The organism is Mameliella sp. LZ-28 (assembly GCF_012274245.1).
GTDB classification, from domain to species: domain Bacteria; phylum Pseudomonadota; class Alphaproteobacteria; order Rhodobacterales; family Rhodobacteraceae; genus Antarctobacter; species Antarctobacter albus.
Window position 1 is genome coordinate 398,703 of record NZ_JAANYX010000033.1, and the last position, 19,510, is coordinate 418,212.

Consider the following 19,510-nt stretch of genomic DNA (forward strand, 5'->3'; position numbering starts at 1 on the left):
TGCAGCCTTGCAGCGTGTTGCCATACAGTGATCCAATTTGTGGATCATATCAATTCAAGATTGGAATATACATCGGGGCGCAGAGGCGTACCCTGAATGAAATACCGATCCCGGCAGTGAACCGGGTCGGAAAAGAGGCGCCCGTCAGGGGTGCCGGTATTCGGGGAATAGGGAGGAGAACCATGACCCACAAGTTCGGCCGCATCAGCGCGGCGCTTCTTGCATCAACCATCGCCGGTTCGGCGCTGGCGCAGGACAATTCCGTCACCATCGTCCTGTCCGAGGAACTGGACGTTGTCGAACCCTGCATGACCTCGCGGTCCAACATCGGCCGCGTCATCCAGCAGAACATCTCTGAAACCGTGACCGAGCTGGTTCCGGGCGAGGGCCTGCAACCGCGCCTGGCCACCAGCTGGGAAGACATGGGCGGCGGCACCTGGCGTTTTGCCCTGCGTGAGGGTGTGACCTTCTCGGACGGCACCACATTCGGCGCCGAGGACGTGGCCCATTCCATCGCGCGGACCACCGGCGACGCCATCGTCTGCGAGATCGGCGCCAAGTTCTTTGGCGGCATGGAAATCACCACCGAGATCGTCGACGAACACACCATCGACATCACCGCGGACCCGGCCCAGCCGATCTTGCCGCTGCTGATGTCGACCATGACGGTGGTGCCCTCGGAAACCCCGATGGACAGCTTTGTCGACACGCCCATCGGCACCGGTCCCTATACCTTCGACGAATACAACGTCGGCCAGAACATCAAGCTGAGCGTGCGCGACGACTACTGGGGCGACGCGCCCGTGGTGCAAAGCGCGACCTATGTCTTCCGCTCGGACAGCGCCGTGCGCGCCGCGATGGTCAAAACCGGCGAGGCCGACATCGCGCCGAACATCGCCCTGCAGGACGCCACCGATCCGGACATGGACTATTCCTATCCGAACTCGGAAACCGTCTACCTGCGGGTCGACAACATGACCGCTCCCCTGAACGACGTGCGGGTGCGCCAGGCGCTGAACCATGCCGTCGACCGCGAGGCATTCATCGGCACGATCCTCGCCGATGGCACCCTCTTGGCCACGGGCATGACACCGCCCTCGACCATTGGCTACAACCACGACCTGACGCCCTATGCCTATGACCCGGACAAGGCCAAGGCCCTGCTGGCAGAGGCCGAGGCCGACGGCGTGCCGGTCGACCAGACCATCACCCTGATCGGGCGGACCAACAACTTCGGCAACGTGCTGGAGACGATGGAGGCGATGCTCCAGATGTTCCAGGATGTGGGCTTCAACATGGAGCTGCAGATGTACGAGGTGGCCGAGTGGGAGAACTTCTACTCCAAGCCCTTCGCCGAGGATCGCGGCCCTACGATGGTGCAGGCGATGCATGACAACGCCAACGGCGACCCGGTCTTCTCGATGTACTTCAAGTACCATTCGGACGGCCTGCAGTCCGGCACCACCGACGCCACGATCGACGACATGATCGCCGCCGCAACCGCCGCAACCGGCGACAAGCGCGAACAGCTGTGGAGCGAGCTTTTTGCCTATATCCACGGCGAGGCCGTCACCGACGTGCTGCTGTTCCACATGGTCGGCTTTTCCCGCGTGAACACGCGCCTGGACTTTGCCCCCACCATCAAGACGAACAGCGAACTCCAGCTGTCGCAGATCGCCTTCAAGTAAGGTTCCCGCAACGCCGGGGGCGGGTCCCCTGCCCCCGGCACAGCATCAAGGCCGCCCCCATGAAAAGCTTTCTCGGACAACGCGCCATTGCCAGCGCCATCTCGCTTGTCGCCTTGATCGTCCTGGTCTTCTTCCTCTCGCGCCTGACCGGCGATCCGACCACGCTCTACCTGCCGGTCGATGCCTCGCTTGAATCGCGCGAACAGTTCCGCGAGCTGCACGGGCTCAACGATCCGCTGATCGTCCAGTTCGGCCGCTATGTCGGCGACCTCATCCGCCTCGATTTCGGAGAGTCGATCCGCCGATCGGAACCGGCGCTGGACGCGGTCCTGCGCGCCTTTGTCTGGACGCTGCAACTGGCCGTGATCACGATGGCGCTTGTCACCGCCGCGGCCATCGTCCTGGGCAGTCTTGCCGCCTTCAAGGTCGGCGGCCTCTTCGACCGCATCGCCACCTTCTTTTCCCTGATCGGCGCCAGCGCCCCGGATTTCTGGATCGCCATCGTCGCCATCGTCATCTTCTCGGTCAACCTGGGCTGGGTGCCGACCTCCGGCACGGGATCGGTCTGGCACTGGATCCTGCCGATCTCGGTCCTGTTCATCCGCCCCTTCGGCCTGATCCTGCAGATCGTGCGCGGCTCGATGATCACCGCGCTCAGCTCGGCCTACGTCAAGACCGCCCGCGCCAAGGGCGTCAGGAACCGCCCGATCATCTTTGTCCACGCGCTGCGCAACGCCATGCTGCCGGTCATCACCGTCATCGGCGATCAGGCGGCGGCACTCTTGAACGGCGCCGTGGTGGTCGAGACGGTCTTTGGCTTTCCCGGCGTCGGCAAGCTGATGATCGACTCGATCCTGCAGCGCGATTTCACCGTGGTGCTGGCAGCGATCTTCGTCACCGCCGTCGCCATCTTCCTCATGAACATCCTGATCGACATCCTCTACGCGGTGCTCGATCCGCGCATCCGGTACTGATCCAATGGCCGTCTCCGAGAACTCCGGGACCATCCCCGAGACCCCGCCCGCCTGGCTGTCGATCCTCAAGATGCTCTGGCGTGACAAGTTCGCGCTCTGTGCCGCGATCTTCCTGACGGTCATCGTGCTCTGCGCGATCTTCGGGCCGATGTTCCTTGAAGATCAGGCCATGCGCAACAACCTGCGCGGCCGCAATGCGCCGCCCTTCGACTTCTCGAAGGACTGGAAATTCTGGTTGGGCGGCGACGCCCTGGGCCGCCCGCTGCTGGCCCGGATCATCGTTGCGGCGCAGAACACCATGATGGTGGCCGCCGGCGCGGTCCTGTTTTCGATGGCCATCGGCACCGGGCTGGGCCTGATCGCCGGCTACACCTCGAAAATGGGCAGCCAGGTCATCATGCGGCTGGCGGACGTGATCATGTCCTTCCCCTCGCTGCTGCTCGCCGTGATCGTGCTCTACATGCTGTCGCCCTCGGTCACGAACCTGATCATCGTGCTGGCGATCACCCGCATCCCCGTCTACCTGCGCACCACCCGTGCCGAGGTGCTGGAGATCCGCGAACGCATGTTCGTGCAGGCCGCCCAGGTCATGGGCGCCTCGACCTGGCGGATCGTCTTTCGCCACATCCTGCCCGTCGTCTTCCCGACGCTGGTGACCATCGCGACGCTGGATTTCGCCTTTGTCATGCTCGCCGAGTCGTCCCTTTCTTTCCTCGGCATCGGCATCCAGCCGCCCGAGATCACCTGGGGCCTGATGGTCGCCCAGGGCCGCCCCTACCTGACCAACGCCTGGTGGCTGTCCTTCATGCCCGGCCTTGCCATCATCCTCACCACCCTGTCGCTGAACCTGCTGTCGAACTGGATGCGCACCGCGCTGGACCCGGTGCAACGCTGGCGGCTTGAAATCGCGAGGAAGAAGAAATGAGCCACCTGCTGGAGGTCCGAAACCTCACCGTCGATTTCCACACCGCCCAAGGCACCGTCCATGCCGTCCGCGATGTCAGCTGGCACCTCGACCGCGGCGAATGCCTGGCCATCCTGGGCGAAAGCGGCTCGGGCAAATCCGTCTCGGCCTCGGCGATCATGAACCTGATCGACTGCCCGCCGGGAGAGATCGTCACGGGCGAGATCCTCTTCGAGGGCGCCGACCTGCTGAAGAAGTCCGGCGAAGAGCGCCGCCAACTGAACGGCAAGCGCATCGCCATGATCTTTCAGGACCCGCTGAGCCACCTGAACCCGGTCTATACCGTCGGCTTCCAGATCGAAGAGATCATGACGGCGCACGGCTGGCCCGCCGACAAGGCGCGCGCCCGGTGCCTGGAACTGCTGGAACGGGTCGGCATCCCGGATTTCGCCACCAAGGTCGACGCCTACCCGCACCAGTTTTCCGGCGGCCAGCGGCAGCGCCTGATGATCGCGATGGCGCTGGCGCTGAAACCCGACATCCTGATCGCGGACGAACCCACCACCGCGCTGGACGTGACCGTGCAGGCGCAGATCCTCGCCCTGCTGGAGGAGTTGCAGCAGGAGACCGGCATGGGCCTTCTGCTCATCACCCATGACCTTGGCGTGGTGGCGGAAATCGCCGACCGCGTGGTGGTGATGAACTCTGGCCAGATCGTCGAGACGGGCAGCGCGGCAGAGGTTTATCGCAACCCCGCCCACCCCTACACGAAAAAACTGATCGGCGCCGTGCCCGGCGGCGGCGACATGGCCCAGCCGCTGGACACCGGCATCGCGCCGATCCTCGAGATCAACGGGCTGAGCAAGCACTACGGCGCCTTCGCCGCGCTGGACAACGCCAGCCTGACGGTCCTGCCCGGCGAAACGGTGGCCATCGTCGGCGAAAGCGGCTCGGGCAAGTCGACCCTGGCGAAATGCCTCTTGCGTCTCGAAGAGGCCAGCATGGGCGAAGCGCTCTGGCAGGGCCGCGACCTTGTCACCATGCCCGCGCGCGACCTCTTCGAGATGCGCCGCGACATCCAGATGGTGTTCCAGGACCCGACGCAATCGCTCAACCCGCGCATGTCGGTCTACCAGATCATCTCCGAGGCCTGGGCCATCCATCCCGACATCCTTCCCAAACCGCGGTGGAAGGAACGGGTGCGCGACCTCCTGGAACAGGTGGGGCTGAGCGCCGATCACATGTATCGCTACCCGCACCAGTTCTCGGGCGGACAGCGGCAGCGGATCGCCATCGCCCGGGCGCTTGCGCTGGAACCCAAACTGATCGTCTGCGACGAGGCGGTTTCGGCGCTGGACGTGTCGATCCAGGCGCAGGTGATCGAGCTGCTGACCCGGCTCCAGGATGAGCTGGGGTTGAGCTATCTCTTCATCGCCCATGACCTGCCGCTGGTGCGCGATTTCGCGCATAGGGTGGTGGTGATGCAGGGCGGGCGGATCGTCGAACAGGGCCCCGTCGCCCAGATCTTCGACGCGCCGCGCATGAAATATACCCGCAACCTCATGGCCGCCTCGCTGCACCCCGACCCCGAGGTACAGGCCGAACGGCGCGCGGCGCGGGACGCAATGAAGGAGGCCTCGTGATGAGCAAGGAAGACGTTCTGGTTCTCTACCCCGCCCGGCCCAGGGCGATGGAACAGCTGGAGGCCGCCTATACCCTGCACCGGCTCGACGAGGCCGAGGACAAGGCGGGCTTCCTGGCGGAACACGGTCCGCGCTGCCGGGGCATCGTCACCAACGGCCATGCCGCGCTGACCCGCGCCGACCTTGAACATCTGCCCAACCTTGAAATCGTCTGCTGCTCTTCGGCGGGGTTCGAGTCCATCGACGACGCGGCGCTGCGTGAAAAAGGCATCGCCCTGACCAACAGTTCCGACGCGCTCTGTGACGACGTGGCCGATACCGCCGTGATGCTGACGCTGGCCTGCCGCCGCGATCTGGTGGCCGCGCATGACTATGTCAAATCCGGCGACTGGGGCCGCAAGGGGATGTACCCGCTTCTGTCGGCGCTCAAGGGCAAGAAGGTGGGCATCGCCGGGCTGGGCACCATCGGCAAAGCGATCGCCAGCCGCCTGACCCCTTTCCGGGTCTGCCTAGGCTATCACAGCCGCAGGCCCAAACCCGTCGATCATGCCTATTTCGAGACGGTGACGGAGCTGGCCCGATGGGCCGACATCCTGATCGTCATCGTCCCAGGCGGGCCGGAAACAGAGGGGATGATCAATGCCGAGGTGCTGGAGGCACTGGGACCGCAAGGCACGCTGATCAACGTCGCGCGTGGATCCGTGGTGAACGAGGCCGACCTGATCGCCGCGCTGACCTCCGGCACGCTGGGCAACGCGGGCCTTGATGTCTACCTGAACGAACCCAACCCCGACCCGGCGCTGACCGCCCTGCCCAATGTCACGCTTTACCCCCACCACGCCAGCGGCACGGTGGAAACGCGGGACGCGATGGCACAGACGGTCGTCGACAACCTCAGGGCGCATTTCGCCGGTCAGCCTTTGCTGAACCCGGTCTACACCCTGCCCGAGAGCGTCGCATGAAAGACCTCCTGCCCTATTTCAAATGGCCGGTCGGGTTTACCGTGATCGGGCTGATCCTGTCCTTCTGGCTGGGCTGGCAAAGCACCGGCCACCTGGGCGGCGCGCTGTCCTTCCTGATGATCGGCGCGGTGCTGGCGGTGCTGGAAATCTCGCTGTCCTTCGACAATGCCATCGTCAATGCCAACAAGCTCAAGGACATGACGCCGGAATGGCAGCACCGCTTCCTGACCTGGGGCATCCTGATCGCCGTCTTCGGGATGCGCATCGTCTTTCCGTTGCTGGTGGTGGTCATCGCCGCCCGCATCGGCCCGATCGAGGCACTGATCCTCGCCGCGCGCGAGCCGCAGGAATACGCGCACATCATGGAAGGGGCGCATCTGTCGATCTCGGCCTTCGGCGGCACCTTCCTGATGATGGTCGCGCTGAGCTATTTCATGGACGAGGAAAAAGAGGTCGACTGGGTCAAGGCGCTGGAAAGCCGCCTGCGCGACTGGTCCGAGATCCGTGGCATCGAGGTGGCGCTGGTGCTGGCCGTCGCCGTCGGATTCACCGTCAGCCTTCCGGCGGGCCAGGGGGCAGAGTTCCTCTTTGCCTCGGTCTGCGGGCTTCTGACCTTCCTCGCCGTGGAACTGGTGGGCCATGTGCTGGATGCCAGCGAACAAAGCCGCAGCACCGCCGCGACCGGGGGCCTCGGGGCCTTTCTCTACCTCGAGGTGCTGGATGCCTCGTTCAGTTTCGACGGGGTGATCGGCGCCTTTGCCCTGACCCAGAACCTGTTCCTGATCGCCATCGGCCTGGGCATTGGCGCCTTCTACGTCCGGTCGATGACCCTCATGCTGGTCGAACGCAAGACGCTGGCGCAGTTCCGCTACCTCGAACACGGGGCCTTCTATTCCGTGCTGGTGCTGTCGATCATCATGTTCGCCCAGTCGCTGACCCATGTGCCGGAGGTCATCACCGGCCTTCTGGGCGCCTGCCTGATCGGCCTGTCGCTGCTGGCCTCGATCCGGCATGAACGCCGGGCGGAGGGCAACGGATGAGTCACGCCACCTCCCGCCGCGCGCTCTGGATGCAAAAGATCGCGGACCAGGTCGCCGATACGCTGGCCGAAAAGATCCGCGCCGGGACACTGGCGCCGGGCGACAGCCCCGGCAGCCGCGAGGCGCTGATGGCCGAATTCGTGACCGTCGGCTCGGTCATCGACAAGGCACTGGACGACCTGACGGAGCGGGGCCTGCTGCGCCCAGGCGCGGATGGCGCGCCCGTGGTGGCCGATCTGCCGCCCCGCGCCGAAGCCTTCGCGCTGCCGCCCACGGAGACCCTCTCGGACGTCAAGGCAGTGCTGGAACTGCGGCTGGGGCTGGAGGCGGTCGCCGCCTCGCTGGCCGCCGAGCGGCGCAACCCCGCGCAACTGGCCGCGATAGAGGCGGCCGCAGAGGCCTTTGCCCATGCCGCGCCCGCCGAGACCGCGCAGGCCGATTTCCGGTTTCACAGCCAGATCGCGGCGGCCAGCGGCAATGCCTACATGTCCGACCTTCTGGACTACCTTGGCCCGCTGCTGATCCCGCGGATGCGGCTCACCCTGCCCGCCGCGCCCGGCGAGACGGGCGACCGCAACCGCGAACGCTCGATCACCGAACATGCCGCCATCGTCGCGGCCATCGCCGCGCAGGATGCCGAGGCGGCGCGCGCCCGGATGCGCGACCACCTGCTGCGGTCGCTGGCGCTGATGGAACAGATCCAGACCGCCGGCTGAGCCACCCTCACACGCGCAGGCTGCACGGGGCGGCGCACAACTCGCCCCGACGTAGCAACCAATTGCTTCGGCTGGATTTTTGGCATACCAGATCAGCGCCCAGCAACGGAGAGCGCAATGACCCGTGTCATCATCGCAGGCGGCGGCATCGGTGGTCTTGTCACCGCGCTGACGCTGCACCAGATCGGCCTGTCCTGCACCGTCTACGAGGCAGTGCGCGAGCTCAAACCGCTGGGCGTGGGCATCAACCTGCAACCCAACGCGGTGCGCGAGCTGTTCGACCTGGGCATCGGCGAAGAGCTGCTGGACCGCTGCGGCGTCCCCGCCCGCGAATGGGCGCTGGTCGGGCTCAGCGGAGCCGACATCCATGCCGAACCCCGCGGGCTGGAGGCCGGGTACAACTGGCCGCAATACGCCGTCCACCGTGGCCGGTTCCACATGGCGCTTTACGACCTCGTGCTGGACCGGCTTGGCCCCGACGCAGTGCAGACGGGCAGCCGCGCGGCGGGCTATACGCAGACCGAGGACAGCGCGACGCTGTACCTGGAATGCGCCGGGGGCACGCGCACCGACACCGCCGACCTGCTGATCGGCGCCGAAGGCATCCATTCCGCGATCCGCGCGCAGATGCATCCCGACCAGCCGCCGATCCACTGGGGCGGCGCGCTGATGTGGCGGGGCACAACGCGGGCGAAACCGATCCGCACCGGTTCCAGCTTTGTCGGCCTCGGCACGCACCGGCACCGCATGGTGATCTACCCGATCTCCGCCCCCGACGAGAACGGGCTGGCCGAGATCAACTGGATCGCCGAACGCACCCTGGGCGAGGACGAGGACTGGACCGAAACCGGCTGGTTCCGCGAGGTGCCGATCGACAGTTTCGTGCATCACTTCGACCAGTTCCGCTATGACTGGCTGGACGTGCCGGCGATGATCCGGGGCGCCTCGCGCGCCTTTGAAAACCCGATGATCGACCGTGACCCGGTGCCGACATGGGTGCAGGGCCGGGTGGCGCTGATGGGGGACGCGGCGCACGCCATGTATCCCACCGGATCGAACGGGGCCAGCCAGGCGGTCATCGACGCCCGCACACTGGGCGCCAGCCTGCTGGAGCACGGCACCGGACCTGCCGCGCTGAAGGCCTATGACGCCCGCCTCTGCGAACCGGTGTCCAAGCTGATCCTGCGCAATCGCGGCGCCGGTCCCTTTGGCCTGCTCAACCTTGTCGACGAACGCTGCGGCGGGCATTTCGACGACATCGACGCCGTGATCCCCCCGGCCGAGCGCGAGGCCTTCCTGGCCGATTACAAGGCCGCTGCCGGTTTCGCCATCGAGACGCTGAACGCCGCGCCGCCGCTCATCGGGCGCGAGGCAAGGGTTTCCGCCACTTCTGCCTGAAATGATGGAATCCTCTCAGGATGCGGGGTCACAGCCCCTCATCCATGAGGGAATTTTGCCGCCGACCGGCCCGAAATCCTCGACGCAGCGACCTTGGGTCGTTAGCGATAACGCCACCCGCCGCGGGGGGACGGGAGGAGGCATCAATCCATTGCTGACAACTCCCCGGGGCGTTGCTAGGCTTTCTACCGGAAAACAGCTCCGGAAGAGAGCCGATCCGCACCAAATGCCCGGAAAAACGGGCAATTGTCCAATGGAGGAGACACCATGAAAAAGATCCTGCTTGCCACCGCGGCCCTTGCCGCAATGGCATCCGCCGCGTCGGCCGAACGCTATGTCATGATCACCCACACCCAGGGCACCGACCCGTTCTGGCCGGTGGTCGAGAAAGGCGCAAAGGACGCCGCCGCCGCCGTCGGCGCGACGCTGGAATACAACTTCGACCCCTCGGGCGACATGTCGGCGATGGCCAAGCTGATCGAGGCCGCCGCCGCGACCGACCCGGACGGCATCATCGTCTCGCTGCCCGATGCCGATGCGCTTGGCGGCGCGATCCGCGATGCCGTCGATGCGGGCATCCCGGTCATCACCATCAACTCGGGGCTTGAGAACTCCAAGGACGTGGGCGCGCTGATGCACGTCGGCCAGCCGGAATACGACGCCGGCAAGGCCGCCGGTGAGCGCGCCAAGGAAGAAGGCGTGACCAACGGTCTCTGCCTCAACCAGGAGGCCTACAACACCGCGCTGGTGGACCGCTGCACCGGCTATTTCGATGCCTTCGGACAGGAACTGAACCAGATCGACGTGTCGAACGACGTCACCCAGATCAAGACCCGCACCGCCGCCGCCCTGCAGGCGGATGAGAGCATCGACGGCCTGCTGGCGGTTGGCCCCCACGTCTGCGAAGCCGCCTGGGAAGCGGTCGAGGAAGTGGGTGCCGACGTGCACCTGTCCTGCTTTGACCTCTCTCCCGGCGTGATGGACCTGATCGAGGCGGGCCACGTCTCCTTCACCATCGACCAGCAGCAGCGCCTGCAAGGCTACATGCCGGTCATCGTCCTGCACCTCTACAATACCAACGCAGGGATGCTGCCGGGTGCCAACGTGACCTCCGGCCCGGGCTTCGTGGATGCCTCGAACGCCGCCGACGTGAAATCGCAGGCGGGCGTGAACCGCTGATCGCGGGCACATTCGGAAACATCGCGGGGACAGGCGGCAACACCTGTCCCCTTTTTCGATACATCCTTACAGAATGGGGGGTCTCATGTCTGACCGCAGCGAAGCGGACCGACTGACGCAGGAATCCACCTTGATGCGCCTTGTGCGCCGTCCCGAGGCCGGGGCCTTCATCGTCATGCTCGTCGTCGTGACCGCGATCACCTTTGCCTCGGACTTCAAGGCGTTCAACGCGTTGGGGCTGAAGAATAACATCGCCATCATCTCGCAGTTCGGCATCATCGCCACCGGCGCCGCCATGCTGATGATCGCCGGGGAATTCGATCTGTCCATCGGCTCGATGATCGGCTTTGCCGGCATGTCGATGGCCATGATGCTGAAATGGGGGCTGCCCTTCGGCATGGGAGAGGCGACGCCGCTGACCGCCTTCATCCTGACCCTGTGCATGACGCTGTTCATCGGCTGGATGATCGGCACCATCGTCGTGCGATCCGGCCTGTCCAGCTTCATCGTGACACTGGCCTTCCTGTTCTTCCTGCGCGGCCTGACAGAGGTCTGCTTCCGCCTCATCAACCAGTCCACCCAGATCTCGGGCCTGCCCGATTTCAAGGAGGAAAGCTGGGTCGCCTGGATCCTGGGCGGCGAGGTCTTCGGCTGGTTCTACGATCTGTGGTTCCAGCTGGGTGGCAACATCAACCGTCGCGGAGAGCAATGGGTCGACGGGTTCGACGCGCGCTTCCTGTGGTGGATCGTGATCGCCTTCTGCGCCTGGTTCGTGCTGTCGCGCACCCAGATGGGCAACTGGATCTACGCCACCGGCGACAACAAGGACAGCGCGCGGGCCAACGGCGTGCCGGTGAACAAGGTCAAGATCAGCCTGTTCATGTTCACCGCCTTCTGCGCCACCATGTTCGCCGCCTGCCAGGTCTATGACACCAACACCGCCGATGCGGCCAAGGGCAACCTGATGGAACTCAACGCCATCGCCATCGCCGTCGTGGGCGGCACGCTGATGACCGGCGGATTCGGCTCGGTGATCGGGGTGGCCTTCGGCGCCGTGACCTTCGGACTGGTGGCCAACGCGGTCTTCTACATTCCCTGGCTCGACGGGTCGTTCTACCGGGTCTTCGTGGGCCTTGTCCTGCTGGCGGCGGTCTTTGCCAACGAACGTATCCGCAAACGCATCACGGGGGGGATCTGACCCATGACCGAACCCTATCTCCGCGTCGAAAACGTCGTGAAGAAATTCGGCCCCTTCATGGCCCTGAACGGCGTCAACCTCGAGGTCTACCCGGGCGAGGTCCACGCCTTGCTGGGGGACAACGGGGCCGGCAAATCCACCCTCATCAAGACGCTGGCGGGCGTGCACCAACCCACCTCTGGCCAGCTGTACATCGAGGGCAAACCCGTCAACTTCCGCTCGCCCCGCGATGCCTCGGATGCCGGGATCGGCACGGTCTACCAGGACCTGGCCGTGAACCAGCTGATGAGCGTCACGCGCAACTTCTTCATGGGACGCGAGCTGAAAGGCCCGCTGGGCACCCTGCGCATGGCGGAAATGGACAAGATCGCCCATGACGAGATGCTGAAAATCGGCATCGACTTCAGCGATCCGACCCAGGCGGTGGGCACCATGTCCGGCGGTCAGCGCCAGACGCTGGCCATCGCGCGCGCCATCTACTTTGGCGCCAAGGTGCTGATCCTCGACGAACCGACCAGCGCCCTGGGGCAAAAGCAGCAGATGGAGGTCCTGAAGACGATCAAGCGCGTGCGCAAGCGCGGCGACATCGCCATCATCTTCATCACCCACAACGAGATCCACTCTCAGCTGGTGGCCGACCGCTATACCTTCCTTGCGCTGGGGCAGGTGATCGGCGCGGGCAAGGCCGGAGAGCTCAGCCATGACGAGATCCGCCGCCTGATGGCCGGCGGGGCCGAGATGAAGGACCTCGAAGGCGAACTGGCGGCGATCTGACGCCGCCCCTGCAGGGACCCGCCGGCCCAACGGCGGGTTCCTGCCATCCAGCGCAAGACGCCGTTGCAAAGTCAATCATACAGCCATACGATGAAACACTCTCTGATTTCATCCGCTAAAGGCAAGTGATGACAAGGCTGATCCCGCTGGGGCACGACCTCTGGACAGTCGACGGCCCGCCGATCCGGGGCGCCGCAGGTTTCGATTTCCCCACCCGCATGTGCGTCGCCCGCCTGCCCGACGGCGGTCTGTGGGTGCATTCGCCCATCGCGCCCGATCCCGCCCTGGCCCGCGACCTGGCCAGCCTGGGGCCGGTGCGGCACCTGGTGGCGCCCAATGACCTGCATCACAGCTTTCTGGCGCACTGGGCCTCGGCCTACCCGGCGGCGCAGGTTCATGCGGCGCCGGGCGTGCAGGCGAAATCCCCCGGCGTGGCGGTCGATCACCCGCTGGACGAGGTGCCCCCGCCGGACTGGGCCGACACGCTGGACCAGCTTGTCTTTGCAGGCAACCGGATCACCACGGAGGTGGTATTCTTTCACCGTCCCAGCGGCACCGCGATCTTTACCGACCTGTTGCAGCAACTGCCCGAGGGGATGAACCGCGGCTGGCGGGCGACGGTGGCACGCATCGACCTGATGACCGCGTCCGCGCCCACGGTGCCGCGCAAGTTCCGCATCGCCTTTACCAATCGCCGCGCCCTGCGCCACTCGCTAAAGCGGTTGCGCGCCTGGCCGGTGCGCCAGATGGTCATGGCGCATGGGCCTGTGGTCACGCAAAACGCGGAGCGGCTGCTGGCGCGGGCCTTCGACTGGGCCCGTTGAGCGCAACGCACGCCGTGCTCATCTTTCGTCAACCTGCCCGCCGCATCCTCTGCCCCGCTAGCACTGAAAACCGGATCACGACCCCGCTCGGGGGCCTTTTGATCTGCGCGGAACAAGGGGGCGACGCCCCGAGAGGACCGGGACTGACACCCCGGTTCGGCACGATCCGTCCGGCGGCCGCCGTTTTCAGCCTTTCATGACAGGGTTGCCCCTCCCCGCCCGGCCACTGCGCCGACGGCGGGCAAAGGCGCGGCCCCTGCCCGCCTAGGTATAGCCCGAGGGAACCAGCCGGGTCAGGTGGGCGAGGTTCTTCAGCCCGATCTTCAGATGTGCCAGTGGGCGGGCGCCGACCAGCTTCTTGTTCATGTAGGCCTCGAAGGTCAGGCTCTGCACGTCGACGTCATGACAGAGCGAGACGAAACGCTCTCGCCGCTCGTCCGAGCGGTAGTAGGCCCGCTGCATCGACCCCAGCACCCGGAACACCGTCTTGTGCTCGCGCATGAAAAGGCGCCGCGCCAGCCGCAGGTCACGCACCCGGCCGCTGGCCAGGCAGGCGGCGGCGGCGGTGGCGGCCACGCGGCCGCCAACCATCGCGTAATAGATCCCCTCGCCCGAACTGGGGGCGACCACGCCGGCGGCATCGCCCGCCAGCACCACGTCGCGCCCGTTGTCCCAGCGCGCCAGCGGCTGCAAGGGGATCGGCGCGCCCTCGCGGCGCAGGGTGCGGCAGGCGCTCAACCCCGAGGCGGCGCGCAGGTCGGCGGTGGCCTGTTTCAGGTCCACCCCCTGCACCATCGACCCCATACCGACGCTGGCAGAGGCCCCGTGCGGAAAGACCCAGCCATAGAAATCCGGAGAGATCCGCCCGTCATAGACCACGTCGCAGCGGCGCGGATCGTATTGCCCGGAGGCCGCGGGGGCGTCGATGATCTCGTGGTAGGCCATGACATAGGGGATGCGATCGCCGCCCGGCACCTCAGCCCGGGCCACCAGCGAGCGCGCGCCGTCGGCGCCGATCACCAGCCGGGCGCCCAGGCGGCGCTCTTCGCCGCTGGCCTTGTCGCGGTAGACGACCTGCGGGCCCGCCGCGTCGCGGGTGATCCGGCGAAAGGTCCCCGAGAACAGCCGCGCCCCGGCCCGGCGGGCACGGGCGCGCAGGAAGGCGTCGAAATGCTCGCGGTCGACCATGCCGACAAAGCCGTTCTCGATCGGGATATCCACCCGCCGTCCGGTGGGAGAGATCATCCGCGCGGTGGTGATCCGCGCCACAAGCTGATCGTCGGGGATGTCGAAATCGGCGATCAGCCGGGGCGGGATGGCACCGCCGCAGGGCTTGATCCGCCCGGCCCTGTCCAGCAGTGCAACCCGGTGGCCCGAGCGGGCCAGGTCTTCGGCGGCGGTGGCCCCGGCGGGGCCGCCGCCCACCACGATGACATCGAACATGATCTATTCCCCCGGCGTGATCCGGACCGCCACGTGGCGACGGTCCGGGATGACCCGCAGCGCCATCAGCGCGGCAAGGATGAAAAGCCCGGCCTCGGCCAGGAAAACGAGCCCGAAGGCAGAGGCGTCGGGCACCAGAATCAGGCGCAGCAGGTCGACCGCCGCCGCCCCTGTCAGACCGCCAAAGCCCGCCGCAATGGCCTGTGCCGCGCCCCAGAGGCCCATGCGCGTGCCCTCGCGCGCGCCGCGACCCTGCCCGGCCAGCGCCATCATCGACCCGATGGCCGCCACCGCAAACATGCCGTTGAACAGGCCCAAAGCCACGACAGCGGGCATCAGCACCGCCGCGCTGCCGGTGGCGCCGGTCAGGGTGATCGCCGCCAGGCTGGCCGCCGACCCCAGACAGCCCGCCACGACCCAGGCACAAAGGCTGCCGATGCGCAGCCCCGTCGCCGCCACGCCCACCGCCAGCATCCCCAGGAAGACGCCGCCGTTCTGTGCGCCGCTCAAGGTGGTGGACTGTCCGGGCGTGAAACCGAAGACGAGGCCCGCGTAGGGTTCGAGGATCAGTTCCTGCATGAAATAGGCGATCATCGAGAGAAAGACGAAAACCGTGAAGGCGCGCGCATCCGCTTCGGCCCAGACCTCGCGCAGGCCCTCGATCAGCGAGGGCGGCGCGGCCTGAGGCGCGGGCGGGGCCAGGTGGCGCTCGATCCCCCAGGTGGCCAGAACCGTCAGCACCAGCGCGCCCAGCGTGACGCCCGCCACGATGCGCAGCAGCAGCGCCGGGCTGTAGGGATCAAGCAGCGCGCCGATGCCGCCCGCCGTCAGCGCGATGCCCGCGATCATCATCAGCCAGGTGATGGTGGCGGCGGCAGCGCGGCGGCGCGGTTCCGTCGCCGTCGCCAGCAGTGCCAACAGCGAGGTGCCCGAGGCCCCCACCCCCAACCCGATCAGCGCGTATGACAGGATCGACAGGATCAGCGCGGCGGCAAAGGCGGTGTCGAACAGGGCCACGCCCAGCGCCGCCCCGACGGCGCCCAGACCCAGGACCGCCATGCCGCCGATGATGAAGCGCTTCCGGCGCCCGCCGATGTCGGACAGGAACCCCCAGTTCGGGCGGGTGATCTGGATGCCGTAGTGCAGCGCCACCAGAAGTCCCGGCAGGACCGCGGGCAAGGCCAGTTCCACCACCATCAGCCGGTTCAGAACCGAGGTCGTCAGAACGACGATGGCGCCCAGGCACATCTGCACCAGTCCCAGCCGGACAATCGACAGCCAGCCCAGCGTCATGCCCCTGCCCCCAGGCTCCGCAAGGCGAAGGCGGCGACCATCATGCCGCTGACATACATCAGCACGCCGGTGCCATTGTACCAGGGCGCGCGGCCCTCGGGATCACGCAGGAGGACGGTCATCGCCCAGACCTGCCCCGCCAGCAACGCCGCGATGACCAGTGCCAGCACCGGCGCACCCCAGAGCGTCAGCAGCGCAATCACCGCCACTTGCGGCAGCGCCATGACAACACAGGCCACGCGCGCGGCGCGCTCTGGCCCCAGGGTGACGGGCAAGGAGTTCACCCCCATCTGGCGGTCCCCCTTCAGCGCCTTGAAATCGTTGAGCGTCATGATCCCGTGCGCGCCCGTTGCATAGAGCGCCGCAATGGCGATCACCTGCGCCGAGGGCGCCCCGGCGGACAGAACGGCGGCGCCGGTGAACCAGGGCAGCCCCTCGTAACAGAGCGCCACCAGCCCCGGCCCCCAGACGCCGGAGCGTTTCAGCCGCACGGGTTCGGCGGAATAGGCCCAGGCCGCCAGCACGCCAAAGACCGTCGCGCCAAAGCCCCAGGGCCCCAGGAATGACCCGATCCAGAGCGCCAGCAGTGTCATCGCCAGCGCGATCCACAGCCCCCAGCGACCCGGGATGCGCCCCGAGGGGATCGGCCTGTCGGGTTCGTTGATGGCGTCGACATGGCGGTCGCACCAGTCGTTCGCGGCCTGGCTCATGCCGCAGACCACCGGGCCGGCCAACACCATGCCCAGGATCACCTGCCCCGGCGCCGCGCTGACGGCAACACCGCAGGAGACCGCGCCGCAGAGATAGGCCCAGATCGGTGGAAACCAGGTGATCGGCTTGACCAAGGTCAGCACCGCCCGCGGGTGCGGGGTGCGGCGCGCAGCATGTAAACCTGACGATACATCCATACCGTCAAGTAAACTACACACATCGAGTCGGAGAAAGGGTTTTCTTTGACCGAACCCCTGCCGGCCTAGCCCGACCGGCCCGCCTGGTCGCCCGAGCCGGCGTCCGACGGCTCGCCGTTCAGCATGTCGTACTTGCGCAGCTTGACGTAAAGGCTTTGCCGCGACAGGCCCAGCATCTCGGCGGCGGCGACGCGGTTGTTCTTGGTCAGTTGCAGCGCGGTGTCGATGCACATGCGTTCGATCACGTCCGACGTGGCCGAAACCAGCTCCTTGAGAGAGGCGGTGCCGACAAGGTCCATGACGTTCTTGAGCGCCTCTTCGCTGACCGCCGCCCCGGCGGCCCCGTCGACCGCCAGATCGCCGCTCGAGACATCGCGCAGTATCAGCCCGATGCCCTGGTCACGCCCGCCCTTGCGCAGTTGCGCCGTCGAGATGTCGACGGTGGTGCGGGTGCCCACGACGCTGCGGAACTGCGCCATGAAGCTGCGGATGCGTCCCTCGCGCTGGGTGCTGTCCATCAGCAGGCGGCTGTTCACCCCGCCGCGCACCAGGAAATCGGAAAAGGGCCGGTCCTTGACGTCACGCAGTTGCGCCGCATCGGCCATGACAAGGAAGGCCTCGTTGGCCTCGCGGATCATGCCGTTGACGTCCAGCAGGACGATGGCATCGCTGGTGGCGTCAAAGAGGGTCGACAGCGCCTGCCCCACCTCGGTTCCGCCGCTGGCTTCCTCGCGGGTCGCGGCAAGCCGGCAGAGCAGGCCCAGCTCTCCGGCGGCGCGGAAGAACTCGGGGAACAGGACCACGGGCTTGTCGTTGCGGCGCGCCACCAGGTCGATGCCGGGGCGGTCGTCCTGCCCCCCCGCCGCCTGCAGCGCCTCCATCAGCTCGGACCGGCGGCGGCCCTCGAAGGCCTGGTTCAGCGCGCTGCCGGGCAGCGTGTCGGGCTTGGCCCCCAGCAGGGCGGCGGCGGCGCGGTTGGCGTCACGGATGCGCCCGGTGTCCGGGTCGACCAGGATCAGCGGGGTCTCGGCCGCCTCCAGCACCACGCGGAAAAACGTCTCGGCGCTGCGGATGCGCAGTTTGTCCCGCTCGCGGGCCAGTTGCTCGTTGACCAGCCGCTGCTGGACCTCGGCCACCGGCTGCATGTCGCGCCCGATCAGCAGCAGCGTCTCTCCCCCGTTGACCGGCAGGGGCACGTAGCGCACCGGGAATTCCCAGTCGGCATTGTCGTAGTGATTGAGTTCAAGCGGGCCGCCGAAATGCTGCGGGCTTTCGGCCAGGCTCTCGCGGCGGGCGGCGTATTTGACCTTGCTTTCGACGTTCAGAAAAGTGTCGAACTTGCGCCCCACCCAGTGATCCAGGCACCCGAAGGCCGGGCATTCGGGACTGACGAAGATGCCGATGACCATGTCCCGGGCGTCGACGTGCACGGCGATGTCGGAGGTGTGCTCGATGATCTGGCCGACCGAAGACGCGTCCGGCAAGATGCCGACGTGCTCGAACTCCGATGACGCATCCTGCCGTGTCAATGTGCATCCTCACTTGTCTTACATGCGTCAGCTCCTAACGCAGTAGCTACGCAAGCGAGTCGACGGTCAGCGACTTGGCCACAGAGGCAAGTCCGCATCCCTCTATTGCCTCACGCGCCGACCGGACCGCAAGGTCAGCCCCGGTCAGAACCTCGACACCGTCGGAATCAGCAACATATTTGCCGCCAACGACAATCGGAGGGCACCGATCAAGGCTGGACTTCAGATTCTTTATGATTTCCTGAACGTTTTCAACAGATTTGTAGGTCGCCATCGAGATCCCGAGCATCGAGAACCGGCCTTCTTCGACGACGCGCAGCAGTTCGGCGTTCGAAAGACGGATCGCCATGCGCACCCAGAGACCGTGCCGGCGGAACTGGTCGGCGGCAACGAAGGCGCCCAGGGTGTGGTCCTCGACCGCCGGGAGAATCATCAGGATCGACTGTCCCAGCGGCACGGTACGGTCCAGCCAGGTGCCCCTGGGCAGGTCGGTGCGGTTCTGGAAGAGGGCCTGCAGCCGCGCCGCGCCGATCGTGACCTGGACGAACGTGGCCTTGTCCTGCACCCAGAGCTCGCCGATCCGCCGCGCCACGGCGGGCACGTAATCGCCCAGCACCTCGTCCGAGGTCACGCCAGTTGCGATCAGGGACGAGAGGACCGCCTGGTGGCTGGTCTCGGACGCGGACATGATCTCTTCGCAGAGACGGTCGATCCAGTCATCCTTGGTTTGCGGAGACCGAATTCTGCGTTTGTCCGCAACGGATTTGAGCGCCGCCTCGACGAGGAACCGTATCGCCGTGTCCCGGTCGTCGGACTGGTCGCGCCCACTCATGCTGTGCTCCATGCGACCATCCCCCCTCCTGGATGGTGGCGCCGGCGGCTTTCGCTATAAACGAGTCGCCAGCGCATCTTATGAGTGTGCGGGCGGCACAGGCAGCTGTCAATTTTTATTGACATCGAGTTTCCCTCACGGTCATCAAGCATATGAAAACACCGAACATTATCTGAGATAGTGCGTTTTTTCACAGGACAAGACC

Annotated in this window: 17 protein-coding genes; 12 read left to right on the forward strand and 5 right to left on the reverse strand. The window is 66.3% G+C overall.

Annotated elements, in window-relative coordinates:
* Positions 1-182 precede the first annotated feature (182 nt).
* The 12 genes from G9Q80_RS19930 (at position 183) to G9Q80_RS19985 (ending at position 13,300) form a co-directional block, all read left to right on the forward strand.
* Complete coding sequence (locus G9Q80_RS19930; protein ID WP_088715747.1) at positions 183-1,688, forward strand: ABC transporter substrate-binding protein; 1,506 nt, start codon at positions 183-185, stop codon at positions 1,686-1,688.
* A gap of 59 nt (positions 1,689-1,747) precedes the next feature.
* Entirely contained in the window at positions 1,748-2,662 is a 915-nt protein-coding gene (locus G9Q80_RS19935; RefSeq protein WP_043143968.1) for an ABC transporter permease, read from the forward strand.
* Between the two features lie 4 nt (positions 2,663-2,666).
* Positions 2,667-3,587 carry an ABC transporter permease gene (locus G9Q80_RS19940; protein ID WP_088715746.1) on the forward strand — a complete coding sequence of 307 codons (921 nt, stop codon included), beginning with the start codon at positions 2,667-2,669 and terminating at the stop codon, positions 3,585-3,587.
* Entirely contained in the window at positions 3,584-5,209 is a 1,626-nt protein-coding gene (locus G9Q80_RS19945; RefSeq protein WP_088715745.1) for an ABC transporter ATP-binding protein, read from the forward strand. The genes G9Q80_RS19940 and G9Q80_RS19945 overlap by 4 nt, the downstream gene beginning before the upstream one ends.
* Positions 5,209-6,171, forward strand: a complete 963-nt coding sequence (locus tag G9Q80_RS19950) for a 2-hydroxyacid dehydrogenase (RefSeq protein ID WP_088715744.1) — start codon at positions 5,209-5,211, stop codon at positions 6,169-6,171. Before G9Q80_RS19945 ends, G9Q80_RS19950 begins: the two co-directional genes overlap by 1 nt.
* Entirely contained in the window at positions 6,168-7,211 is a 1,044-nt protein-coding gene (locus G9Q80_RS19955; RefSeq protein WP_088671703.1) for a DUF475 domain-containing protein, read from the forward strand. The genes G9Q80_RS19950 and G9Q80_RS19955 overlap by 4 nt, the downstream gene beginning before the upstream one ends.
* Positions 7,208-7,927 carry a FadR/GntR family transcriptional regulator gene (locus G9Q80_RS19960; RefSeq protein ID WP_069210020.1) on the forward strand — a complete coding sequence of 240 codons (720 nt, stop codon included), beginning with the start codon at positions 7,208-7,210 and terminating at the stop codon, positions 7,925-7,927. Before G9Q80_RS19955 ends, G9Q80_RS19960 begins: the two co-directional genes overlap by 4 nt.
* 117 nt (positions 7,928-8,044) lie before the next feature.
* Positions 8,045-9,325 carry a flavin-dependent oxidoreductase gene (locus G9Q80_RS19965; RefSeq protein ID WP_088715743.1) on the forward strand — a complete coding sequence of 427 codons (1,281 nt, stop codon included), beginning with the start codon at positions 8,045-8,047 and terminating at the stop codon, positions 9,323-9,325.
* Between the two features lie 267 nt (positions 9,326-9,592).
* Positions 9,593-10,504, forward strand: coding sequence for a sugar ABC transporter substrate-binding protein (locus G9Q80_RS19970; RefSeq protein WP_043143957.1), 912 nt, complete (start codon positions 9,593-9,595; stop codon positions 10,502-10,504).
* 85 nt (positions 10,505-10,589) lie between these two features.
* Positions 10,590-11,702, forward strand: coding sequence for an ABC transporter permease (locus G9Q80_RS19975; protein ID WP_088715742.1), 1,113 nt, complete (start codon positions 10,590-10,592; stop codon positions 11,700-11,702).
* A gap of 3 nt (positions 11,703-11,705) precedes the next feature.
* Positions 11,706-12,476: an ATP-binding cassette domain-containing protein gene (locus G9Q80_RS19980; RefSeq protein ID WP_043143954.1), complete on the forward strand. Its 771-nt coding sequence runs from the start codon at positions 11,706-11,708 to the stop codon at positions 12,474-12,476.
* A gap of 128 nt (positions 12,477-12,604) precedes the next feature.
* Positions 12,605-13,300 carry a DUF4336 domain-containing protein gene (locus G9Q80_RS19985; RefSeq protein WP_088715741.1) on the forward strand — a complete coding sequence of 232 codons (696 nt, stop codon included), beginning with the start codon at positions 12,605-12,607 and terminating at the stop codon, positions 13,298-13,300.
* Between the two features lie 264 nt (positions 13,301-13,564).
* Here the strand turns inward: G9Q80_RS19985 and G9Q80_RS19990 are convergent, their stop codons facing one another.
* The 5 genes from G9Q80_RS19990 to G9Q80_RS20010 all read right to left on the reverse strand — a co-directional run bounded on the left by G9Q80_RS19990 (position 13,565) and on the right by G9Q80_RS20010 (position 19,305).
* Complete coding sequence (locus G9Q80_RS19990) at positions 13,565-14,743, reverse strand: geranylgeranyl diphosphate reductase (protein ID WP_184757190.1); 1,179 nt, start codon at positions 14,741-14,743, stop codon at positions 13,565-13,567.
* Positions 14,744-14,746: 3 nt separating this feature from the next.
* Entirely contained in the window at positions 14,747-16,036 is a 1,290-nt protein-coding gene (locus G9Q80_RS19995; protein ID WP_088715739.1) for a BCD family MFS transporter, read from the reverse strand.
* On the reverse strand, positions 16,033-16,944 hold the full coding sequence (chlG, locus tag G9Q80_RS20000; protein WP_088715738.1) for a chlorophyll synthase ChlG: 912 nt from the start codon (positions 16,942-16,944) through the stop codon (positions 16,033-16,035). The genes G9Q80_RS19995 and chlG overlap by 4 nt, the downstream gene beginning before the upstream one ends.
* A gap of 65 nt (positions 16,945-17,009) precedes the next feature.
* A complete protein-coding gene (gene ppsR, locus G9Q80_RS20005) occupies positions 17,010-18,473 on the reverse strand; it encodes a transcriptional regulator PpsR (protein ID WP_210426224.1) in 1,464 nt (487 codons plus the stop codon).
* A gap of 46 nt (positions 18,474-18,519) precedes the next feature.
* Positions 18,520-19,305, reverse strand: a complete 786-nt coding sequence (locus G9Q80_RS20010; RefSeq protein ID WP_229754840.1) for a cobalamin B12-binding domain-containing protein — start codon at positions 19,303-19,305, stop codon at positions 18,520-18,522.
* Between the last annotated feature and the right edge of the window lie 205 nt (positions 19,306-19,510).

Coding starts and splice junctions, on each gene's coding strand:
- G9Q80_RS19930 (WP_088715747.1), top strand. CDS start 183: ATGACCCACAAGTTCGGCCGCATCAGCGCGGCGCTTCTTGCATCAACC.
- G9Q80_RS19935 (WP_043143968.1), top strand. CDS start 1,748: ATGAAAAGCTTTCTCGGACAACGCGCCATTGCCAGCGCCATCTCGCTT.
- G9Q80_RS19940 (WP_088715746.1), top strand. CDS start 2,667: ATGGCCGTCTCCGAGAACTCCGGGACCATCCCCGAGACCCCGCCCGCC.
- G9Q80_RS19945 (WP_088715745.1), top strand. CDS start 3,584: ATGAGCCACCTGCTGGAGGTCCGAAACCTCACCGTCGATTTCCACACC.
- G9Q80_RS19950 (WP_088715744.1), top strand. CDS start 5,209: ATGAGCAAGGAAGACGTTCTGGTTCTCTACCCCGCCCGGCCCAGGGCG.
- G9Q80_RS19955 (WP_088671703.1), top strand. CDS start 6,168: ATGAAAGACCTCCTGCCCTATTTCAAATGGCCGGTCGGGTTTACCGTG.
- G9Q80_RS19960 (WP_069210020.1), top strand. CDS start 7,208: ATGAGTCACGCCACCTCCCGCCGCGCGCTCTGGATGCAAAAGATCGCG.
- G9Q80_RS19965 (WP_088715743.1), top strand. CDS start 8,045: ATGACCCGTGTCATCATCGCAGGCGGCGGCATCGGTGGTCTTGTCACC.
- G9Q80_RS19970 (WP_043143957.1), top strand. CDS start 9,593: ATGAAAAAGATCCTGCTTGCCACCGCGGCCCTTGCCGCAATGGCATCC.
- G9Q80_RS19975 (WP_088715742.1), top strand. CDS start 10,590: ATGTCTGACCGCAGCGAAGCGGACCGACTGACGCAGGAATCCACCTTG.
- G9Q80_RS19980 (WP_043143954.1), top strand. CDS start 11,706: ATGACCGAACCCTATCTCCGCGTCGAAAACGTCGTGAAGAAATTCGGC.
- G9Q80_RS19985 (WP_088715741.1), top strand. CDS start 12,605: ATGACAAGGCTGATCCCGCTGGGGCACGACCTCTGGACAGTCGACGGC.
- G9Q80_RS19990 (WP_184757190.1), bottom strand. CDS start 14,743: ATGTTCGATGTCATCGTGGTGGGCGGCGGCCCCGCCGGGGCCACCGCC.
- G9Q80_RS19995 (WP_088715739.1), bottom strand. CDS start 16,036: ATGACGCTGGGCTGGCTGTCGATTGTCCGGCTGGGACTGGTGCAGATG.
- chlG (WP_088715738.1), bottom strand. CDS start 16,944: ATGGATGTATCGTCAGGTTTACATGCTGCGCGCCGCACCCCGCACCCG.
- G9Q80_RS20010 (WP_229754840.1), bottom strand. CDS start 19,305: ATGAGTGGGCGCGACCAGTCCGACGACCGGGACACGGCGATACGGTTC.